We start from the raw sequence: 20,494 nt of genomic DNA, 5'->3' as shown, positions 1-20,494 counted from the left end.
GAATATTCATGTAATACCGATATGTTAAATTTATTTTGACATAAATAAAAAGAGGCAGAACACTCTCCGCCTCTACAATATTTTGATTTTCAATCAACTATTTTTTAACTGTTAGAATCTCGTCTATCGCTCTGTCGATAATTTCGTCTTTGGTAAGATCGCTCCAGTCAAATTGTGCTACTATATCAGGTGGCACTCCATCTTCGGCATAATTATTTCCCTCTAAATCAAGTGCTTGTCCTATGCTAAAACGGTAAGTCCAACCATTTGGAAGTTGACCTCCGTTAGGTAGCCCTCCGCCTCCGCCTGTGGTATCTCCAACCAAAACTATATTAGAGAGTGCTTTGGTTGCAAGTGCGAAATGTGTGGTTGCGCTATAAGATCCGCGGTCAATTAAAACCATAACTGGCTTTTTATATCTTATACCATCGTGTGGCGTTATTACAAATGATTCTCGATCGCTAAAGTCGTTGTGATTTCTTCCATTACGGGTAATAAAATAACATACAGTAGTATTTGTCTCAACAAAGCGACCTAATATTTGTGGAACTATAAATAAGCTGCCACCGCCATTCATTCGCATATCCAAGATCAAGCCGTCTGTGTCTTTATATCTATTTAAAATAAAATCTAACTGTTCATCTGAAAATGAGTCCATAAATGAGCTATATCTTATATAGCCTACTCTATTATTTGCCAAAAAAGCATGAGTAAAAGCTCCCGTATAATATACATTCTCTTTCAGATAATAATCTTGAATGGTTCTTGCAAAAAAGTTTGGGGGACTCTGTAGTTCAACATAATAGATTGCAATATTAAATGGCGATATCAGATTTGTATGGTCGTCACGCAGTTCAAACAGCATAGCTTTAAGAACGTTAAACAGTGAGTCTTCTGACATACCTGGAAACAGCTTAGCCCTATATGTAGTTTTAATTTCGTTCCAATCGATGTTTTTAAGTTCGAAGTATGAATACTTTCTGTCAGCTTCATCCCACAAATAATCGAAATTGTCATACGGATTTGTTGATGCTAAATCAGGTTCGAACAATATTTTTTCGCACGACTGTGAAACAATAGCAACAATGAGGATTATTAATAATTTTCGCATAGTTATATTAATTTAAATCTAAATATCTTGTAAAACGAATTGAATGTGTAGCCATTTGAAAAGGCTCTATTTTTCCCTTAGCATTAAAGGCTTCCCATACATAGGCAATGCTTTGTGCACGACCTTTTTTATTGTAGGTTTTATATATCAGGTGTGTTCTTAAACGCCAGCCATTTACAGACCATTTGTAATCATTAAAAAACCATTTTACAGGATCTGTTTCTGTTCCTATCACCTCAGCTTCATACGAATAGGCATATCCCGGGCGATGGTTAATGTTTAGTACTCCCACATCGGCTTGAAATATCAAATCGCGTTTCATGGGTTTAAGGTTTATCTTAAAAAGATATAGATTAATGGTTTTATCCGCGGTTCTTGATATATCGCGCACAACACGCCCCGATACCATTAAATTTATCAAATTGTCTGCAGCTAATCCGTTATTACCTAAAAATGGATTGTAACGAAAGTTTGATGTAAACACCCCTACTCCTCCTATTTGCACTCTATGTTTATTAAAAATTAATTTTGAGTGTTGATAGAGAGTTGAAAATTCTACATCTAATCCCATACCCATAGAGAATGCATTGGGGTTAATTAATGAACTTTTTGGAATTTTTGCATCTGCACCATAAATATTAAAGCCCAGTTTATAGTCTAACTCAATTTTGGAAAAAACAAATGTCTGACCACCGGAAAAATTAAACATAGCCCCTCTGTAAAATAGTGGAGATGTCGCAAAATCACGAAAATTCAAATAACCAAGTCCAGAAGATGAATTATAAGTTTTGGATAGTATTTGAAATTGTTTTACAGTGCTGTCGCTTTCAACATTATCACTCAGAAACATTGGTTTTGAGTAAATTGTGGAGTGTGTAATAATAAAACTAGTTATCAATATTAGTTTTAAAAATTTTGTTTTTAACATATTAGTTGTTTTTGTTTTGTGCAAAAGTGAGTGTTTTTTTTAGAGTAACAATTAAATTGTTGTTAAATATATGTTAAGTATTATGAATGTAAGTGTAAATGTAAGTGTAAATATAAACAACAAGACAATCATTTGATTTTCAATATATTAACTGATTATTCTAATTGTTTGTAATAGTACAATTCGTGTTCTTCAATCAGTTCTGGATGTAGGATTGAGATTAAATCTTTAAGTATTATTTCGGGGCTAACAATTCCTGATTCTAAATAGTCGTTACCCCCTATGCTGTTTTGTCTTTTATTGTTGTTAAATACCTTTTTGTTAGCAAATGCTTTAAACTCAACAAATCTCTTATCTGTCATTGAAATGTCAGACAAGCTGTTTGCAATTCCTGTATTTATCCAAAAATCGGCGTTTCCTGCGTGTAAAAAAACCTCCTCAATTCCCAATTGGTAATTAACCTTCTGATTAAGATGCGAATAGATATACTCGCCTCCTGCATCTGATATAAGCGCAGCTGTAAATGTGTTGCCTCCCGAAATATTCCATATATCTTTCCAAGGCAACCCTGTTAATACAGTTGGTCTCGTTTTTACTTGACTTGCAATTTCTTTATATTGGTTATATGTCTCTACTTTGTAGCTGATAATGCTATCGGCGATATCTAATTTGTCGTAAAAACATCCCATAAATCGCAGCCACTCAAGTTTTGCTAATGGCGTAGTTTCGTTAAACTCGGAAACGAACACAACGGGCACTCCCATTTTTACAATTCTATGGAAAGTTTGTGAAATACCTTGCGATAATCCGTAAACGAAAATAGCATCCGGCTTGAGTTCCAATATCTTTTCTACATCAATTGAGTTTTCGTAGCCAATATCTGAAATGCCATTCTGTTCATAAATTTTCCAAAAAAGCGAATCGTAAACATATCTACTCTCCGATATTCCAACAACAGAATGTGTCTCATTCAAAGCTGCAATCATAGCTAAATGCGTAGTTGACATTATTGCGACTCGCTTTACCGGTATAGGAACAACCTGATTTTCCATTGTATTTGAATGCTGGGCAGTATCGTTAGTTGTAAGTCTGTAAGTGAATGTTGTTGAATAGTTGTCCATCCACGGGGATAGTAGTTTTATAGTGTACCCGTCTGTTTCAGTAATAATTTCAAACCCTTGCGCATATTTATTATCGGTTGATTGTTGAATGTTAAAGTTTTGTTGATTGCCACCACAAGAAGCTAATATTAAGGCTATTAATAGAATTATTGCACTGTTAAATCTCTTTTTCATTTTTATATGGATTAAGATTAATCGTTAAATATTTTTTGTGAAACTCTTCTTAATTTTGAAGTGATATCGTTTAATTTCTCTTCTGATAATTTTGGACGCAATGCACTATCAATAACGCTTTTATCGTCATTGTACAGTAAATCGTACCAATCGCCTGCATTGGGTAAATCGCCTGATATTCTTGGGATTACATGTATATGCAAGTGCATTATTGTTTGTCCGGCTGCCGTTCCATCTTGAATACTTATGTCAAAATCTTGTGTATTAAACAGTTCTGATAATATTCTGTTTACTTTAATTACAAATGGCATTACTTCTTGCGTTTCTATTTCCGACAAGTTCGCAAGGCGTACAACGTGGCGTTTCGGGATTACAAGTGAGTGCCCTGGCAGTATTGGAGAGATATTGTAAGTGGCGAAAAAGTATCTGTTTTCGTAAAAATACGCGCCAGATGAAGCTAACCGACAAAATGGGCAATCAATCATAGAATACAGAGCATACTGATTAAACGGATTTACACAGATTTTGAATTTCTAATTTCAATGGTTTTGCTGTTTTATTTTATGTCCACAAATTTATCATTCCTTTCGGTGTAATGTACATCATGTGGAGAAGGTTCAGATTTTGGATATCCGATTGCAATAACACACTCAATACCCAATGATTCGGGCAAATCTAAAAGATTGGAAATATATTGTTGCGCACTTATTTTATCGTTATGTGGTCGGTTTCTTACTTGAAGCCAACAGGCACCTAGTCCTAAATCTACAGCTTTGAGTAATAAATATGTAGCAACAATTGAACAGTCTTCTACCCACATATCAGAGAGATTTGTGTCAGCTGTTACCACAACATGAAGTGGCGCTTGCTTGATAAACCCGGAACTGCTTTTAAACTTCGACAACTTATCAATTTTCTCTTCATTGGTCACAAAATATAGCTTCCACGGATAAATTGCTTTAGCTGATGGAGCTTTAAAAACAGAGTTTTTTAGTTCTAATATTTGTGTATCTGTTAGTTGTTCATTTGTAAAAGAACGTATGCTTTTTCTGTAATTTAAAACTTTACCAAACTCCATATATTATTAATTTTCATTTTATTACAATAAACCTTATCAATTTTCATGAGTTTTGTCGCGCAAATATTTCTTAATCATAGATTTCAGTTTTTTAGGTTTAAGGGGCTTAACAATAAAATCATCGCAACCGGACTCAAGGGCAGTTACAACATCGTTATAGTTTGAATAGGCTGTTTGAGCTATTATTGATATGTGCGGGTGAGTAGCTTTGATTATTTTTGCTGCCTCATATCCATTCATTCTTGGCAATCTGATGTCCATTAAAATTAAGTCTATTTTTTCCTTTTTTGCGAACTCAATAGCATCAATTCCATCTTGTGCCCAAAATAGTTTATATGGTTCATTTTTAAGTGTCTCTCTTATCAAAATATAATTCATTTCCTCATCTTCAACAACCAATATATTTTTTGTAACAGTTTCACCAGTGGTATCTTGAGCTATTTGACTGATAGATGGGACCTCTACTGTAACTACATTGCTCTTAATTGGTAACGTAAAATAGAAGGAAGCTCCTTTATCATCATTAGATTTTGCCCATATTGTTCCTTTCATCAATTCAACCAAATTTTTTACAATGGAAAGTCCTAACCCAGCACCTCCAAATTTAGCTGAATCATGTTCATCAACTTGGCGAAACCTATCGAATATATAATCAATATTTTCTTTAGTTAATCCTATACCAGTATCGGCTATACAAAACTCTATTTCATGGTCTCTCTTAACGTAACTAAGAGTAATATTTCCTTTTTCAGTAAATTTTGCGCTATTTTCAATCAGGTTTGAAACTATTTGTGTAAATCTTACAGGATCTACATCAATTATTAGTTCCTCATCTTGAGGTTCAAATATTATTTCTACGTTCTCTTTATTTATGAATTTCAGCTTTTCTTTATGTGTTTTCACAGTATCCTTTAACAGCTGTATGATATCGGTACTATGGTTTTTGATTGTTAACTGTCCTGCTTCAATTCTCGATATATCGATAATATCATCAATAAGTCGTAATAATTGGCCTGCATTTATATTTATAAGTTCAAGATACTCAGAGCGTTTTTCTGTACTTAAGTCATCATCAGAAAGAAGATCAATAAACCCTAAAATACCATTCATTGGTGTTCTGATTTCGTGACTCATATTAGCGAGAAAAGCAGTTTTCAACCTATCTGCTTCAAGTGCTTTCTCACGCGTTGCAATTAACTCTAATTCAGCCTCTTTACGTATAGTTATATCTCTTGATGTACCAATAATTCCAATATGTCTTCCGTATTCATCGGTTTGAGCATTTAGGTTGATTTCAATGTGTCTAAGTGTTCGGTCTTTACGATACTGTAGTGTTTCAATTCTATAATCTTTTCGTATTTTTTCGTGTTTTCCAAGTTTTATGTGCTTAATTATGTCATTTACAACCATTTGCAACTCTTCCAAGGATTCTTTTGTAAATGAAGATTCAAATACTGCAGTACTCATCTCTTCTGGTTTATACCCTAAAACTGTTTCAACAGCCGAACTGACGTACAAAATATCTCTTTTTAGATCCATTGTCCAGATAACATCTGTAGAATTATTGGCTAATAGTCTGTAGTGTTTTTCATTTTGGGTTATTTTATCAACCATATTTCGATGTGCGGTTACATCTCTGTTAATAAACAAAACTGAATGCACTGTATTTGAATTAGGTGCTGTTTCTGGAACCAAAACGGCCTCAATAATTCTTTCTCCTCTTATGGAATCAAATCTATACTCTATATTACGCTTTTTACGTTCCGAAAACGACTCTATAAAATATTTTTTCAGTAGTGATAAAGTATCTTTATTAAAACCAATTTCTTCGATGTTTTTGCCTACCATTTCAGATGGAGAAATTCCTGTTATTAGCTCTACACCATAGTTTGCGTTAGTACAAACAAACTCACGATTAAATCTGAAAATAAAAGCGGTTGTATTACTGGCTAAGGTTTTAATCTCTTCGTTACGTTTTTCGAGTTCTATTTGTGTGTTTTTTTGCTCTGTAAAATCAAATAACAGACTGACTATTATATTATTATTATTTGCTAATTTATAAAAGGTGTTTTTTACGTACTTTCTTTCACCCCCTTCAGATATAATCCAAAACTCAAATGGCTCAGTTTGTGAATTAATCTTTTCGTAAACTGTCTCAACCATTCTTCTGTAATCTGGGCATGTATAAAATGCAGGAGTATTGTATTCTTTCAACTTTTGAGTTGAAAAACCTGTCAGGTTTTCCATCTCTTTATTTATTTGAACTATTTTTTGATTTTGATAAACAGTTATACCTACGGGAAACACATCAAGCATTTCTTTTACCAACTGTGATATTTCAATATCTATATTTGAATTATTAATTGGTACTAATGTGAGTAGGTATAGATCCTTATTGTCTAATGATACAGCTTTTACAATTGCATCAGTTGCTGTTTGGTTTTTAAAATTGTAAAACTGTACTACTTCTTCTTTTCCTGAATTGATTATATTGGCCAATTTATTTATGTAAATATCAGACACATGATTATTAAGGCTTTGATTTGTGTCTTTATCGAATCCAAAAAAGTTGTACGCTTTAATATTAGCTTTCTTAATATAATAAGTTGGTTTTTTAAAACTTTTATCAAATGTCAACAACAGAATAGGAACTCCTATACTATCGATATTAACACTTTGTTTTTTTGTAATTCTCATTCTGTTTATTTTTATTGTAAAAAACTATCTCTTATAGTAAACTTGTAATCAAGTTAATTAAAAGATATCTGCTATTATCTGTATATTTAAAATTCGCAATCAAGTTACAGCTATTTTTTTGATAAAGCTACATTTTGTCTTCCATTTTTATCAAACCATGCATGAAATATTGTTGTGGTATTGCCCTCGATGGCAATTTCTCCATCTTTATCAATGGCTATAATTGCTCCGATACCTCCTAGTTTATCTATCTGATTGCAAACAACTTCGTGTAATGATTTGCTCAACGAATACTCTTTATATTTTATTAAACTTGCGACTTCGTGTGCCACAACACTTCTTATAAAAAACTCGCCCCAACCTGTACATGAAACTGCACAAACATCATTATCTGCCCACGTGCCAGCACCGATAATTGAAGAGTCTCCTACCCGTCCATATTTTTTATTACTCATTCCGCCAGTACTTGTACCTGCCGCTAAGTTACCGTATTTGTCGCGTACAACACAACCAACTGTTCCTGACTTGTCGTTTTCTAAGGCTTTTTTAAGTCTTGCTTTTGCGTTTGCGGTAATAAAATATGAGTTTGGAACAATCTCAAGTCCTTGTTGTTTAGCAAACTCATCTGCTCCTTTACCGACAAGCATCACATGCGAAGAGTTGTTTAAAACGCAATAGGCTGCATAAATCGGATTCTTAATATTCTCGACACAAGCAACAGCGCCTGCTTTTTTGTCCCAACCAGTCATTATAGATGCATCAAGCGTGACTGTACCTTCGTTTGTGAGTGCTGCTCCTCGCCCAGCGTTAAAGAGATGATTATCCTCCATCATAGAAATAACCTTAATGACAACATGATGTGCAGAATCACCATTTAACAACATAGCTTTACCAATCTCCAAAACTTCAAACATAGCACTTTTATACGCTATTTTTAAGGAGTCGCTCATCATCCCTGGATCTGCTGTTCCAGCTCCTCCGTGAATGACTAATGACGGGGGAACCTCTTTCTGTTTTTTAAATGAGGTCTCTTCGACTGCTTCTGTAACTCTCTCTTTTCTATCACCATTGGTATTTCTAAAAAAATGGAAAAACACCATCGGTATCAAAAAAAGTAGTAAAATATATAAGTATGGTTTTATTTTGCTCATTATTTCATGCATATTTATGAGAGACACCATAATACGACGTCTCTACATTAACCTCCTGAACGTTTTACCTTGTATCCATCTGCTTTTAAAAGCTCAATAATTTTATTGACAAAATCACCTTGAATAATAATATTACCTTCTTTTACAGTGCCTCCTACTCCACATTTTGATTTTAACTTCTTTCCAAGTTTCTCTAAATCAGCTTTTGTGCCGATAAAACCTGTAATAAGTGTAACTTTTTTACCACCACGTTGTTTTCTGTCAAGCGATACACGCAAATCTTGATTTTGAGGATTAAGGGTCTCTTCTTCAGGCTCTTGTTCTCTATCAATTTTAAAATCGGGGTTTGTTGAATAGACAATGCCTCCCAATTTATCTTTCCAGTCAGATGACATTAATGAAAGGTGCAAGGGAAAAGGCATAAGATGTAAGGAACAACGTGCAAGCCGAATGTAACTTTCTGATAATAAATTAATTAATGTTTGGTAATTATTCATTGTTAATTGTTAATTGACTCACGAGAGTCTTGATTTAAAGTCGTTATAATTAAACTCTCTTACCATTTGCAACGTTTCGTTGGCTTTCCAAATGGCAATGGAAGGGTGTTTAACACCGTTAAACATATTTGTTTTGACCATTGTATAGTGAATCATATCCTCTAAAACTATAGTGTCGCCAACTTTCAGCTCTTTTCCAAAATCGTATTCTTCCATAAAATCACCTGCTAAACAACTAACTCCACCTAAACGATATTTGTATTTCGGGTTACTGTTGTTGTCGGGTTCTTTAGCTCCTCTTACGCGTGGTTTGTATGGCATTTCAAGCGTGTCTGGCATATGTGCAGTGAACGAAACATCTAAAATAGCTGTTTGTACACCTCGGCTTTGAACAATATCTTGCACTTTTGATACTAAAACACCTGTATCCCACGCAAATGCACTTCCGGGTTCGAGAATTACATTGACGTTATGTTTTTGTTTAAAGCTTTTTATAATTCTTATAAGATGCTCAATATCATATCCTTTGCGAGTCATTAAGTGTCCTCCTCCAAAATTAACCCATTTTAATTTGGGTATATATTTTCCAAAGAGCTTTTCAAATGATTCTATAACCTCTTCTAAGGCTTGAGATGTCGATTCACATAAAACGTGAAAATGTAGTCCTTCAACCATATCTGGCAAAACATCCGGCAAATTTTCACTTAAAATTCCAAGTCGTGATTTAGGAGAACTTGGGTTATATAGTTCCGTTTCCACATCACTTTTTTCAGGGTTTACGCGTAATCCACAAGATATGTGATGTTTAGCTGTATTAATCAAATTGCCGAACCGTCTTAACTGTGATAAAGAGTTGAAAACAATGTGACTACTGTAGTTCATCAACTCTTCAAATTCATCATGAAAATATGCAGGAGCATAAACATGTGCCAGGGTTTTCATCTCCTCGAAACACAAACGTGCTTCATAAAGCGAACTTGCAGTTGCACCTTTAATATATTCTCTGACAATCGGAAATGCACTCCACATTGCAAATCCTTTAAAGGCGAGTATTATTTCGGCACCTGACTGCTCTTGCACATAGCGAATTAACTCGAGATTTGAGCGTAATAATTTTTCATCGAGTACAAAACAAGGTGAGGGTATTTGTTCAATATTCATATAAGTTAAAAGGTAAAAGGTGAAAGTTAAAAGTTTATACAGTCACCGTGTTTGTTTTATTTGCTATAAATATTCAAGTACTAAGCTAAAAGAGACGCTTTTTGTTGCGTCTCTTTATCAGTAATATTTATTGAGGTTATTATAACTCGATATCTCCGTTTATTTCCTCTTCCCAAGGTAAACCGTATTTACCAATTAAATTCATAAAAGGATCTGGATCAAACTCTTCAACATTAAAGACTCCTGGTTTTTTCCATTTTCCTGTTAACAACATTTTTGCACCTAGCATTGCGGGAACTCCAGTTGTATAAGAAACACCTTGCGTTCCGGTCTCATTATAAGCATCTTGATGTTTGCAATTGTTCCAAATGTAATAAGTCTTCTCTTTTCCGTCTTTTATTCCACGAATACGACAACCAATTGAGGTTTCGCCTGTATAGTTTTCTCCTAGATCTCCCGGGTTAGGTAATACCTCTTTTAAAAACTGTAATGGAATAATCTCTACACCTTTGTACATTATAGGTTCAATACTTGCCATACCAATGTTTTGAATAACTCGTAGGTGGGTTAAATACTCATCACCGAAAGTCATCCAAAAACGTGCACGTTTTAGTGTAGGAAAGTTTTTAACTAACGACTCAAGCTCCTCATGATAAATAACATACGAGTTTTTAGGTCCAATATTTGGATAGTTCAATGCTTTCTTAATTTCGTGAGGTTTGGTTTCAATCCATTTTCCATTTTCCCAATATCTTCCTTTTTGTGTTACTTCACGGATATTGATTTCAGGATTAAAATTGGTTGCGAAAGCTTTTCCGTGGTCTCCAGCATTGCAGTCAACTATATCTAAATAGTGCATTTCATCGAAATGATGTTTTGCTGCATAAGCTGTGTAGATACTTGTAACACCCGGGTCAAAACCACATCCTAAAATAGCTGTTAAGCCTTTCTCTTTGAATCGATCAAAGTATGCCCATTGCCATTTATATTCAAACTTGGCTTCGTCTTTAGGTTCATAATTAGCTGTATCTAAATAATGTACGCCTGTTTCTAAACAAGCATCCATTATTGTTAAATCTTGATACGGAAGTGCAACATTAATAACCATTTCTGGTTTAAACGATTTGATTAACTGCACCAATTCAGGCACATTGTCAGCATCGACTTGTGCTGTTTTAACACGATTACCTCCCACCCGTGCCGCTATGGCATCACACTTTGACTTTGTACGGCTAGCAAGCATAATATCAGTAAAGACATGTGGTACTTGAGCGCACTTCTGCACGACAACACTGCCTACGCCGCCTGCTCCGATAATTAAAACTTTTGACATTTTTTAATTGAGTTTAGTTTGTGAAACTTAAGCTCCCGCCTATCATGGGAACAGGATTTATACTTTTTTGATTGATAAGCACACAAAAATACAAAAAATTACGCTATTTATGGGCTATGTTCTAAACTTTTTAAATTTCAAAAGACAGTTAAAGTATCATGGACTTAAAAAAATGATTTTTTGCACTAAATTTGATGATATACTTAAAAATGGCTAATAGGTTTACCAATTGCTTTAACTTTATGAGACAAATATTTATTTTATTTTTTATATTGACTGCAGCGAAGTGTAGTTTTGCAGGTGTGGATACATTGACAGTTATGTACTATAATATCCTAAACTATCATATCGACAAACTGCCATATTATAGAACTATAATTGGTTATTCAAAGCCAGACGTTATTCTATTGAACGAAGTAGTAAGCGATACAGCCTCTATCGCAATGCTAAACGCTATTAATGAGTCAGGCATTTGCAACTATGCTAAAGCGAGGTTTACCAATGGTCCAGACAAGGACAATATGCTGTTTTATAATACTGACAAATTGGTGCTTGCATTAGAAGATAGTATACCTACTGATTTGAGGCTGATTAACAGATATCTACTTTACCACAAGAATACAGATACCGATACTGTATTCATGGACTTTTATTGTGCACACTTGAAAGGTAGCTCTGGAATAACAAACGCTATTAAGCGTTACTTTGAAACAAAACAGTTTACGAATTATCTTGAACGGTTAGCAGTAAAAAGAAATGTGTTTTATGGCGGTGACCTTAATTTTTATAATTACGAAACTGAACCTGCCTGTGTTTACCTAATTGACAGTAGTGCGATTAAATTTTTTGATCCGATAAACAGTTTGGGAAACTGGCATGATAATCCTACGTTTGCTTCAATCCACACACAAAGCACAAGAACAATTTCTTTCGGTGGTGGAGCAACTGGAGGGCTTGATGACAGGTTTGACTTTATATTTGTAACAGAGGATATTTTAAATGGTATGAACAGGGTAAAATATATCGAAAATAGTTACATGGCTTTAGGTAATGACGGACAGCGACTAAACATGAGTTTAATTAATGAGCCTCTGTCAGAAGAATTACCTGATAGCGTTACCTATGCTTTATACTACTCAAGTGATCATTTGCCTGTAATTATGAAGATTACTGTTGAAGTGGGTGAAATGGCAATTATGAATAAAACCGAAAATAACCTAGGAGAATTGATTGACATTGAAGTTTATAACATAAGCGGAAGATTGATATACAAGGGGATACGAGAAAAAGCACCGAATATTGAAAACGAAATTTTATTGATACGAAATAACTATCAGTTTGGAGTTGTAAATGAAAAAACTGTTGGGCTATTTCGAAAATAATAGACAAAACAATGGGTGTACAATAATCTGTGTTAAGTTGTTAACTAAAATTTATTATACAATTGTATATACAGGGAACACAAAACTTGTAAAACAAGCATACATTAAGTTTTTGTAACACCTTGTCAGGACTAAAAAAAGGACATAATTTTGTCACATCTAAATCAATAAAATTTAATCGTTAAATGCGAAATACTCTCATAAAATTTTTATTGACGACTGCTCTGCTCAACATATCCTTTACAACCAATAATTTACATGCTCAGGGAATTATTGAAAATATTAAGTTCGACCAAATTACCAATGAAAATGGAAGGTCGCTTGGTTTTATCACAGGAATTGAGCAGGACAGCACAGGTTTTCTGTGGTTTGCTACACGCAACGGACTAATCCGATACGATGGCTACTCTTATACATACTTCAAGCAAGGTAAGCATTCGAAACATTCACTCCCTTTCAATAACGTTACATCTATCTACTACGACCGTAACAAAATGTTGTGGTTGAAACATGTTGATGAGCTATATCTATTTGAAAATCAAAAAATAAGCAATCGTCTTGACACTATTTTACAAAACAGATTTAGACATAATACACAGGTAGTACAAGATATTGAAAACAACTACTGGATAGGTCCACACGAACAGTTGCTGTACAAGTTTAATCCAATTAATATGGAGGTTGATACTTTTATGTGTCAAACAAACCAAATTAAACCAAATACATCGGCACAACTAAAACAGAACTCAAAAAAAGAGATATACGGAACAATAATTTATCAGATATCTATTAGCCAGTCTGGATTTCCGCTAATATCTACCAACAAAGCTATTCAGGAATATAACCCCAAAACAAAAGGGTTTCAAATAATTGAAAAAATTGAAGTTCCTGACAGCATGCGTAACTACATAATAATACCTGTTTTAGAAACACCTGATAATACGTACGTCTATGCTATACAAGACAAGTTATTTTTAAAAAACAGTAAAAATACATATCAAATTAATCTACAATCAGTTGATAAGGTTATGTGTGTTATGTCAGATTATGAAAAAAATTTGTGGATAGGAACAACCAATGGTCTTTTTATTATTGACTTATCTAACAGCAACATACAACAAGGTGTGATACATATTAACTCAACACCCGAAAACCAACTATATAGCGATAAAATCTGGAATATTTTCGAAGACCATTCACACAATATTTGGATAGGGACAGACAAAGGGTTGAATCGGTACCGCAAATCAAAATTCAATATTATAAACATTGACAATGAGCGATTTACAACACAACCAATGGCGACCGACAATCATGGCAATATATTTTTACTGACACATCAAGGCAAATGGACAGTGGTAAATAAATACAAAGTTGAACATTCAGAATTACCAAAATCAATATTCAAGTATGAACAACAAACTGACAAATATTCATACGACTTTAATGACCTAATTATGCTAGATAACCAAATATGCTATTTTGCAGTCGATAACAAAATTGGCAAAATGGATAAATCTGGTAATCTGTTCAGAATAAGAGAACTATATTGCGCAAAAACGGGTGACGAAAACATTGTAATAAGAATAATTCCAACAAACAAAGGGATTTGGGCAGCCACAACAGAAAAAATGATATTGTTCGACCATAATCTCAATATTATAAATCAGGTAAACCATCCCGAAACTCGTGATGATAGCTACGAAATGGCAAAAGATTTTGTAAAAGATGTTATTTGGACAGGTAATACCACGTTAACCATTAGAACCGCAACGGAAATCTACTCATTGTCAACTAACGATCTAAAAACAAACATATTATACGAAATACCACAATTCAGTAGAGGCTCAACATTATCTGAAGGTAACTTGGCACTTGACACCAACGGTTGTCTGTGGTTTGTAGTGTTTCCGCAGTTGATATGCATAACTAAAAAAGGAGAGCTACTTGAAACCACTATTGAAATACCTGAAGATATTGTTAACGCTAAAATAATCTTTGTTGACAGCACAATGCTGATATACTCAAACAACGGACTTTTAAAAATTTCCGATTACTGCAAAATTTTAAATTCAAAACCAGAGATAATAACAAGCGAATACTACGACTTTTACACCATTCAGGAAGGATTAGCTGATAACTTAGTAACCGGAATAATAGCTGGGAAACAAAACAGAATATGGGTAACAACATTTAAAGGTCTATCACATATAGATTTAAGCACAGGCGAAATACAAAATTACTTTCGAGATGGCGACCAAAGTCTTGGCTTCCCTGGCAACAAAGTAACAAGAAGTGACAGGCATAGCAAAACCGCCATACTGCAGACAACCAACGGAATAATGACATTTATTCCCGACAGCATTAACCCATTTACTCCTAATGTGGTTATAAACGAACTATTACTGTTCGGGAAAGAGTTTGAAACGGATAGTATGCTGTGGAACAAAAAGTATATAAAACTAAAGTATAATCAAAACTCTTTAACAATTGGTTTTTCTGCGCTTGATTATACACAACCAGTAAGAAACAAGTACCGTTACCGAATGGAAAACCTTAATGACGAGTGGATTTACACAGATGCCAACAATCGTAAAGCAATATTTGTAGGACTTCCATCAGGGGTTTACAGATTTACTGTACAAGGCTCTAATAATGACGGCTTATGGAACACAAAGGGACAAACCATAATCATACAAATAACACCTCCTTGGTGGCGAACAACCGTAGCCTACATATCATATATTGTTATTGCCATTGTTGGAGTATTTGCATTTATGAAAATCAGAGAACAAAAATTTATTGCTGAGAAACGCATTCTGGAAGAAAAAGTGAACGAGCGCACTTATGAAATAATGATGCAAAATGAAAAAATTCAAAAACAGAGTGACAGAATAGCCAAGCAACACAAACGCATTACAGACAGTATTCACTACGCCCGACGAATACAGACAGCACTTTTGCCATCGGAAGAACATATACAAGATGTTTTCCCTTCTCATTTTGTACTATGGTTGCCACGTGATATTGTAAGCGGCGATTTCTTCTGGATTACCAATGAGAACAATCTAACAATAGCTGTTGCAGCCGATTGTACAGGTCATGGTGTTCCTGGGGCATTTATGAGCATGCTTGGAATAGCCTTTTTAAATGAATTAATTAATAAAGAAGGATTGTTTGAAACTGATGAAATACTTAATCGTTTGCGTACCAACATAATACGCTCGCTTAAACAAACAGGCGAAGATTATGGCACAAAAGACGGAATGAATATCTCAATATGCGCCATAAATCACACCACGCTAACCGCCCACTACTCTGGAGCATATCAACCGCTGATAATTATAAGAGACGGCGAAATACTTGAATACAAAGCTGACAGTATGCCGATAGGATATCATATAAGGAAAAACGAAACATTTACATATCAAGAAATCCAACTAAAACTCGGTGACCGTCTGTACATGTACAGCGATGGATACATCGACCAATTCGGAGGAAAAAACGATCGAAGATTTACATCAAGAAGATTAAAAGATATGCTTTCAGAAATACAAAACCTTACAATGCTCGAACAAAAGAAACATTTAACAAAAACCTTAAAAACTTGGATGGGAAGCCGCGAACAGGTTGACGACATTCTTGTTTTCGGAATTGAAATAACCGGCAAATTTGCATCAGAAAAAATTGACAACAGTATACTAAACGAAGTAATAGAACATTGTAATTAATGTACTGCACACGATATAAAAACAATTAGTATTATAGTTGTTGTAGTACTTAAATAATTTCAAATATTTGGAGGGTACTCACAAAAAACTTTTTAAGAAACATTAATCCCAATATAATAAGTATTACAAAATTTTGCACAGTCGAAAAAACAACATAAATTTACCATATTAAAATCGATAAAATCTGACTGTTAATGCGGAATATCTATACAAATTTTTCATTTATAGTAATTGTTTTCAATGTTTTTTTAATTGTCAACAACTTATACGCACAAAATATTACCCAAAACATACAGTTTGACCAAATAACCAATGAAAGCGGACGTTCGCTTGGCTTTATCACTGGAATTGAGCAAGACAGCACAGGTTTTATATGGTTTGCCTCACGTAATGGTCTTAGCCGCTACGACGGATACTCTTTTACTTACTTTAGAAAAAGCAAACGCACACAATATTCCCTCCCTTTTAACGATATCACATTTAGCTACTACGATCGCAATAAAATGCTATGGCTAAGACATTTCGATAAATTATATCTATTCGAAAATCAAAAAATAAGCAACCGTTTCGATACTATTTTACAAAACAGATTCAGTCATAACACACAAGTAGTGCAAGATATTGAAAACAACTACTGGATTGGTCCACACGAGCAACAGCTTTACAAGTTTAATCCTCAGAGAATGGCGGTTGACACATTTATTTGCCAAACAAATCAAATTAACCCCAGGATAATTGAGCTATTACGGCAGAATTCGGAAAAAGCATTAAAGTTAACTCCAAATATCAATAAAACAGATCTTGACACCTCAATAACATTCACTATCGAAGCAGACGGACATTATATTGTATCAACAGCAGGCGAAGGAAATAGATTTAATCTATTCGACTACGGAACAGTAAAAAAAGGGTCGAAAATTATTTGGACACCACAATACAGCAAATGCAACACTAGCCGTGAGTCACTTTACTATAGCCAACTTGATATGATTTTTTTAAGTCGAGGAACTTACCAGCTAACCTATAAAAATGACGATGCTAACACTTTCGATATTACAGCTTTAGCACAAAACATGCCCGAATATGGCATAACTTTAACGCCAATGCCTAATTACACAGAAGCAGAAAAGCTTTTAAATGAGCCATATACACAGCAAAACGGAATTTTCGGAACAATTATTTATCAGCTCGCTGTTAACCAGTCAGGATATCCATTAATATCAACTGACAAAGCTATTCAGGAATACAACCCAGAAACTAAACGATTCCAAATAATTGAAACTGTAAATGTTCCTACCGACATTCGTAACTACATAACGATTCCGGTATTAGAAACACCTGACAATAAGTATGTTTACGTCGTACAAAATAGAGTGTTTTTAAAAAACAGAGACGAAGTACAACAAGTCAACCTGCAGTCGGTCGATATGGCAATATGCATTATGTCCGATTTCGAAAACAATTTGTGGGTAGGAACAACCAATGGACTCTTCTTTATTGACCTTTGTAACAGCAACTTACAACATGGAGTAGTACACATGAATTCAACCATCGAAAACCGACTTTACAGCGATAAAATCTGGAATATTTTCGAAGACCATTCACACAATATTTGGATAGGGACAGACAAAGGTTTGAATAGGTACCGCAAATCAAAATTCAATGTTATAAACATTGACAATGAGAGATTTACAACACAACCAATGGCGACCGACAATCATGGCAATATATTTTTACTGACACAACAAGGTGAATGGACAGTAATAAAGAATAACAAGGTCGAACAATTGGAGTTACCGAAGTCAATATTCAAATATGAACAACAAACAGGCGAATATATTTACGATTTTAATGACCTGATAATTGTCGATAATGAAACATGTTTTTTTGCAACTGGAAACAAAATTGGCAAAATGGACAAAGCCGGTAATTTGTTAAAAATAAACCAAGTAGCCAATTTGCAATTTGGCAATGAAAATAGTGTTATAAGTCTGCTACCAACTGACGAAGGATTATGGGCTGCCACAATCGAAAAAATGATTTTTTTCGACAACAACCTGAACATAATAAACGAGGTAAATCACCCCAAAATTCACGAGAATAGCTACGATATTAATAAAGGTTTTGTAAAAGATGTTATTTGGATAGGAAAATCAAGCCTAGCTGTTAGAACCGAATTGGAAATCTACTCACTATCAACCAACGATTTGAAAATAAAAACGTTGTACGAAATACCGGAATTCAATATAGGCACAACATCATCTGAAGGAAACTTAGCGTTAGACAGCGACAGTTGCCTGTGGTTTGTAGTGTTCCCTCAATTAGTAAGTATATCCAAAAACGGACAACTATTTGAAACTACCATTGATATATCCGAAGATATTGGCAACGGCAAAATAATCTTTATCGACAGCACAATGCTAATATGCTCAAACAACGGATTACTAAAAATCCCCAATTATAGAAGTATTTTAGATTTAAAAACAGATACACTAACCGACAAATATTACGACTTTTACACTACACAAGATGGGTTGGTTGATAACCTAATAACCGGGATAGTAGCCGACAAACAAAACAATATATGGTTAACCACATATAAGGGTTTGTCATTCATGGATTTAAGAACAGAAGAGATACAAAATTATTTTCGTGATGGCGACTTCATAAGTCTTGGTTTCCCCGGTAACAAAATTGCAAGAAGCGACAAGCAGAGCAATATCGCCATACTGCAAACAACAGATGGAATAATGACATTTGTCCCGGACAGTATCAACCCATTTGTTCCTAACGTGGTTATAAACGAACTACTGCTGTTTGGCAAAGATATTGAAACTGATAGCATGTTGTGGGACAAGAAGTTCCTTAAACTGAAGTACAATCAAAACTTCTTAACAATCGGGTTTTCTGCGCTTGATTTTACACAACCAACCCAAAACAAGTACCGTTATCGAATGGAAAACCTTAATGACGAATGGATTTATACCGATGCAAACAATCGCAGAGCAATATTCACAGGTATTCCACCAGGAGTTTACAAATTTACCGTACAAGGCTCAAATAACGACGGTTTATGGAACACTGAAGGACAATCCATAATCATAGAAATAACGCCTCCTTGGTGGCGAACAACAGTCGCCTATATAACATACATCGTTATTGCTGTTGCGGCAATATTTACATATATAAAAATCAGAGAACGAAAACTTGTTGAAGAAAAGCGCATTCTTGAAGAAAAAGTTACAGAACGCACTCATGAAATAATGATGCAAAAGGAAGAAATTCAAAAGCAGAGCGACAAAATTGCCATGCAACATAAAGAGATAACCGACAGTATCCACTATGCAAGCCGAATACAGACAGCACTATTACCATCAGAAGAGCATATGCAGAATATTCTACCATCTCACTTTGTTCTGTGGTTGCCACGAGATATTGTTAGCGGCGATTTCTTTTGGATAACTAACGACAACGATCTGACAATAGCAGTAGCAGCCGATTGCACAGGTCACGGCGTTCCAGGTGCATTTATGAGCATGTTAGGAATATCATTTTTGAACGAATTAGTAAACAAAGAGAGACTGTCTGAGACAAACGAAATACTTAATCGCCTACGTACCAATATAATAGACTCACTTAAACAAACAGGCGAACAGGGCGGTTCAAAAGACGGAATGGATATCTCCATGTGCGCCATTAATCACTCTACTCTAACTGCTCGCTTTTCAGGGGCATATAATCCATTGGTAATAATAAGAAACGACGAAATTCTTGAATATAAAGCTGACAAAATGCCGATAGGGTATCATATCAAGAAAGACGAAAAGTTTTCATATCAAGACATTCAATTGCAAATTGGTGACCGTTTATATATGTACAGCGATGGGTATGTTGATCAATTCGGCGGAGAAGACGGGAGAAAATTTATGTCTAAAAGATTTAAGGAGATGCTTTTAGAAACACGAGACCTTTCGATGCAAGAACAAAAAACACATTTAATCAAAACATTAGAAGAATGGATGGGAAACCATGAGCAAATTGACGATATACTTGTTTTCGGAATCGAAATAACCGGCAAGCAATTAGCAATAAACAATGAACAATTACGAATTACGAACAATTAACAATTT

At 34.5% G+C, this 20,494-nt stretch carries 13 protein-coding genes; 3 read left to right on the top strand and 10 right to left on the bottom strand.

Going from position 1 to position 20,494, the window contains the following annotated elements; all coding sequences use genetic code 11:
• Positions 1-97: 97 nt before the first annotated feature.
• The 10 genes from GX311_09360 to GX311_09315 form a co-directional block, all read right to left on the bottom strand.
• Positions 98-1,111, bottom strand: a complete 1,014-nt coding sequence (locus GX311_09360; GenBank protein NLK16588.1) for a S41 family peptidase — start codon at positions 1,109-1,111, stop codon at positions 98-100.
• A gap of 7 nt (positions 1,112-1,118) precedes the next feature.
• The gene (locus GX311_09355; protein ID NLK16587.1) at positions 1,119-2,039 is read right to left on the bottom strand and encodes a hypothetical protein; all 921 of its coding nucleotides are present in this window, start codon (positions 2,037-2,039) and stop codon (positions 1,119-1,121) included.
• A 155-nt stretch (positions 2,040-2,194) separates the two neighbouring features.
• The gene (locus tag GX311_09350) at positions 2,195-3,334 is read right to left on the bottom strand and encodes an ABC transporter substrate-binding protein (protein NLK16586.1); all 1,140 of its coding nucleotides are present in this window, start codon (positions 3,332-3,334) and stop codon (positions 2,195-2,197) included.
• 17 nt (positions 3,335-3,351) lie between these two features.
• Entirely contained in the window at positions 3,352-3,819 is a 468-nt protein-coding gene (locus GX311_09345; protein ID NLK16585.1) for an HIT domain-containing protein, read from the bottom strand.
• A 71-nt stretch (positions 3,820-3,890) separates the two neighbouring features.
• A complete protein-coding gene (locus GX311_09340; GenBank protein ID NLK16584.1) occupies positions 3,891-4,412 on the bottom strand; it encodes an NAD(P)H-dependent dehydrogenase/reductase in 522 nt (173 codons plus the stop codon).
• A gap of 36 nt (positions 4,413-4,448) precedes the next feature.
• A complete protein-coding gene (locus GX311_09335; GenBank protein ID NLK16583.1) occupies positions 4,449-7,109 on the bottom strand; it encodes a PAS domain S-box protein in 2,661 nt (886 codons plus the stop codon).
• 110 nt (positions 7,110-7,219) lie between these two features.
• A complete protein-coding gene (locus GX311_09330) occupies positions 7,220-8,260 on the bottom strand; it encodes an isoaspartyl peptidase/L-asparaginase (protein ID NLK16582.1) in 1,041 nt (346 codons plus the stop codon).
• A 47-nt stretch (positions 8,261-8,307) separates the two neighbouring features.
• Positions 8,308-8,655, bottom strand: a complete 348-nt coding sequence (locus tag GX311_09325; GenBank protein ID NLK16581.1) for a translation initiation factor — start codon at positions 8,653-8,655, stop codon at positions 8,308-8,310.
• A gap of 120 nt (positions 8,656-8,775) precedes the next feature.
• Positions 8,776-9,918: a carboxynorspermidine decarboxylase gene (gene nspC, locus GX311_09320; GenBank protein NLK16580.1), complete on the bottom strand. Its 1,143-nt coding sequence runs from the start codon at positions 9,916-9,918 to the stop codon at positions 8,776-8,778.
• Between the two features lie 139 nt (positions 9,919-10,057).
• Positions 10,058-11,251, bottom strand: a complete 1,194-nt coding sequence (locus GX311_09315; protein ID NLK16579.1) for a saccharopine dehydrogenase family protein — start codon at positions 11,249-11,251, stop codon at positions 10,058-10,060.
• A 242-nt stretch (positions 11,252-11,493) separates the two neighbouring features.
• On the opposite strand from GX311_09315, the gene GX311_09310 reads away from it, so the two are divergent.
• The 3 genes from GX311_09310 (at position 11,494) to GX311_09300 (ending at position 20,488) form a co-directional block, all read left to right on the top strand.
• Positions 11,494-12,633, top strand: coding sequence for an endonuclease/exonuclease/phosphatase family protein (locus GX311_09310; GenBank protein ID NLK16578.1), 1,140 nt, complete (start codon positions 11,494-11,496; stop codon positions 12,631-12,633).
• Positions 12,634-12,818: 185 nt separating this feature from the next.
• Positions 12,819-16,364, top strand: a complete 3,546-nt coding sequence (locus GX311_09305; GenBank protein NLK16577.1) for a SpoIIE family protein phosphatase — start codon at positions 12,819-12,821, stop codon at positions 16,362-16,364.
• Positions 16,365-16,558: 194 nt separating this feature from the next.
• Entirely contained in the window at positions 16,559-20,488 is a 3,930-nt protein-coding gene (locus tag GX311_09300; GenBank protein NLK16576.1) for a SpoIIE family protein phosphatase, read from the top strand.
• Positions 20,489-20,494 lie beyond the last annotated feature (6 nt).

It is taken from the genome of Bacteroidales bacterium (assembly GCA_012519055.1).
Taxonomy (GTDB): Bacteria; Bacteroidota; Bacteroidia; order Bacteroidales; family Salinivirgaceae; genus JAAYQU01.
The sequence above is the reverse complement of the archived record's forward strand: the minus strand, read 5'-3'. Positions and strand labels throughout refer to the sequence as shown.

Coding starts and splice junctions, on each gene's coding strand:
- GX311_09360 (NLK16588.1), bottom strand. CDS start 1,111: ATGCGAAAATTATTAATAATCCTCATTGTTGCTATTGTTTCACAGTCG.
- GX311_09355 (NLK16587.1), bottom strand. CDS start 2,039: ATGTTAAAAACAAAATTTTTAAAACTAATATTGATAACTAGTTTTATT.
- GX311_09350 (NLK16586.1), bottom strand. CDS start 3,334: ATGAAAAAGAGATTTAACAGTGCAATAATTCTATTAATAGCCTTAATA.
- GX311_09345 (NLK16585.1), bottom strand. CDS start 3,819: ATGATTGATTGCCCATTTTGTCGGTTAGCTTCATCTGGCGCGTATTTT.
- GX311_09340 (NLK16584.1), bottom strand. CDS start 4,412: ATGGAGTTTGGTAAAGTTTTAAATTACAGAAAAAGCATACGTTCTTTT.
- GX311_09335 (NLK16583.1), bottom strand. CDS start 7,109: ATGAGAATTACAAAAAAACAAAGTGTTAATATCGATAGTATAGGAGTT.
- GX311_09330 (NLK16582.1), bottom strand. CDS start 8,260: ATGAGCAAAATAAAACCATACTTATATATTTTACTACTTTTTTTGATA.
- GX311_09325 (NLK16581.1), bottom strand. CDS start 8,655: ATGTCATCTGACTGGAAAGATAAATTGGGAGGCATTGTCTATTCAACA.
- nspC (NLK16580.1), bottom strand. CDS start 9,918: ATGAATATTGAACAAATACCCTCACCTTGTTTTGTACTCGATGAAAAA.
- GX311_09315 (NLK16579.1), bottom strand. CDS start 11,251: ATGTCAAAAGTTTTAATTATCGGAGCAGGCGGCGTAGGCAGTGTTGTC.
- GX311_09310 (NLK16578.1), top strand. CDS start 11,494: ATGAGACAAATATTTATTTTATTTTTTATATTGACTGCAGCGAAGTGT.
- GX311_09305 (NLK16577.1), top strand. CDS start 12,819: ATGCGAAATACTCTCATAAAATTTTTATTGACGACTGCTCTGCTCAAC.
- GX311_09300 (NLK16576.1), top strand. CDS start 16,559: ATGCGGAATATCTATACAAATTTTTCATTTATAGTAATTGTTTTCAAT.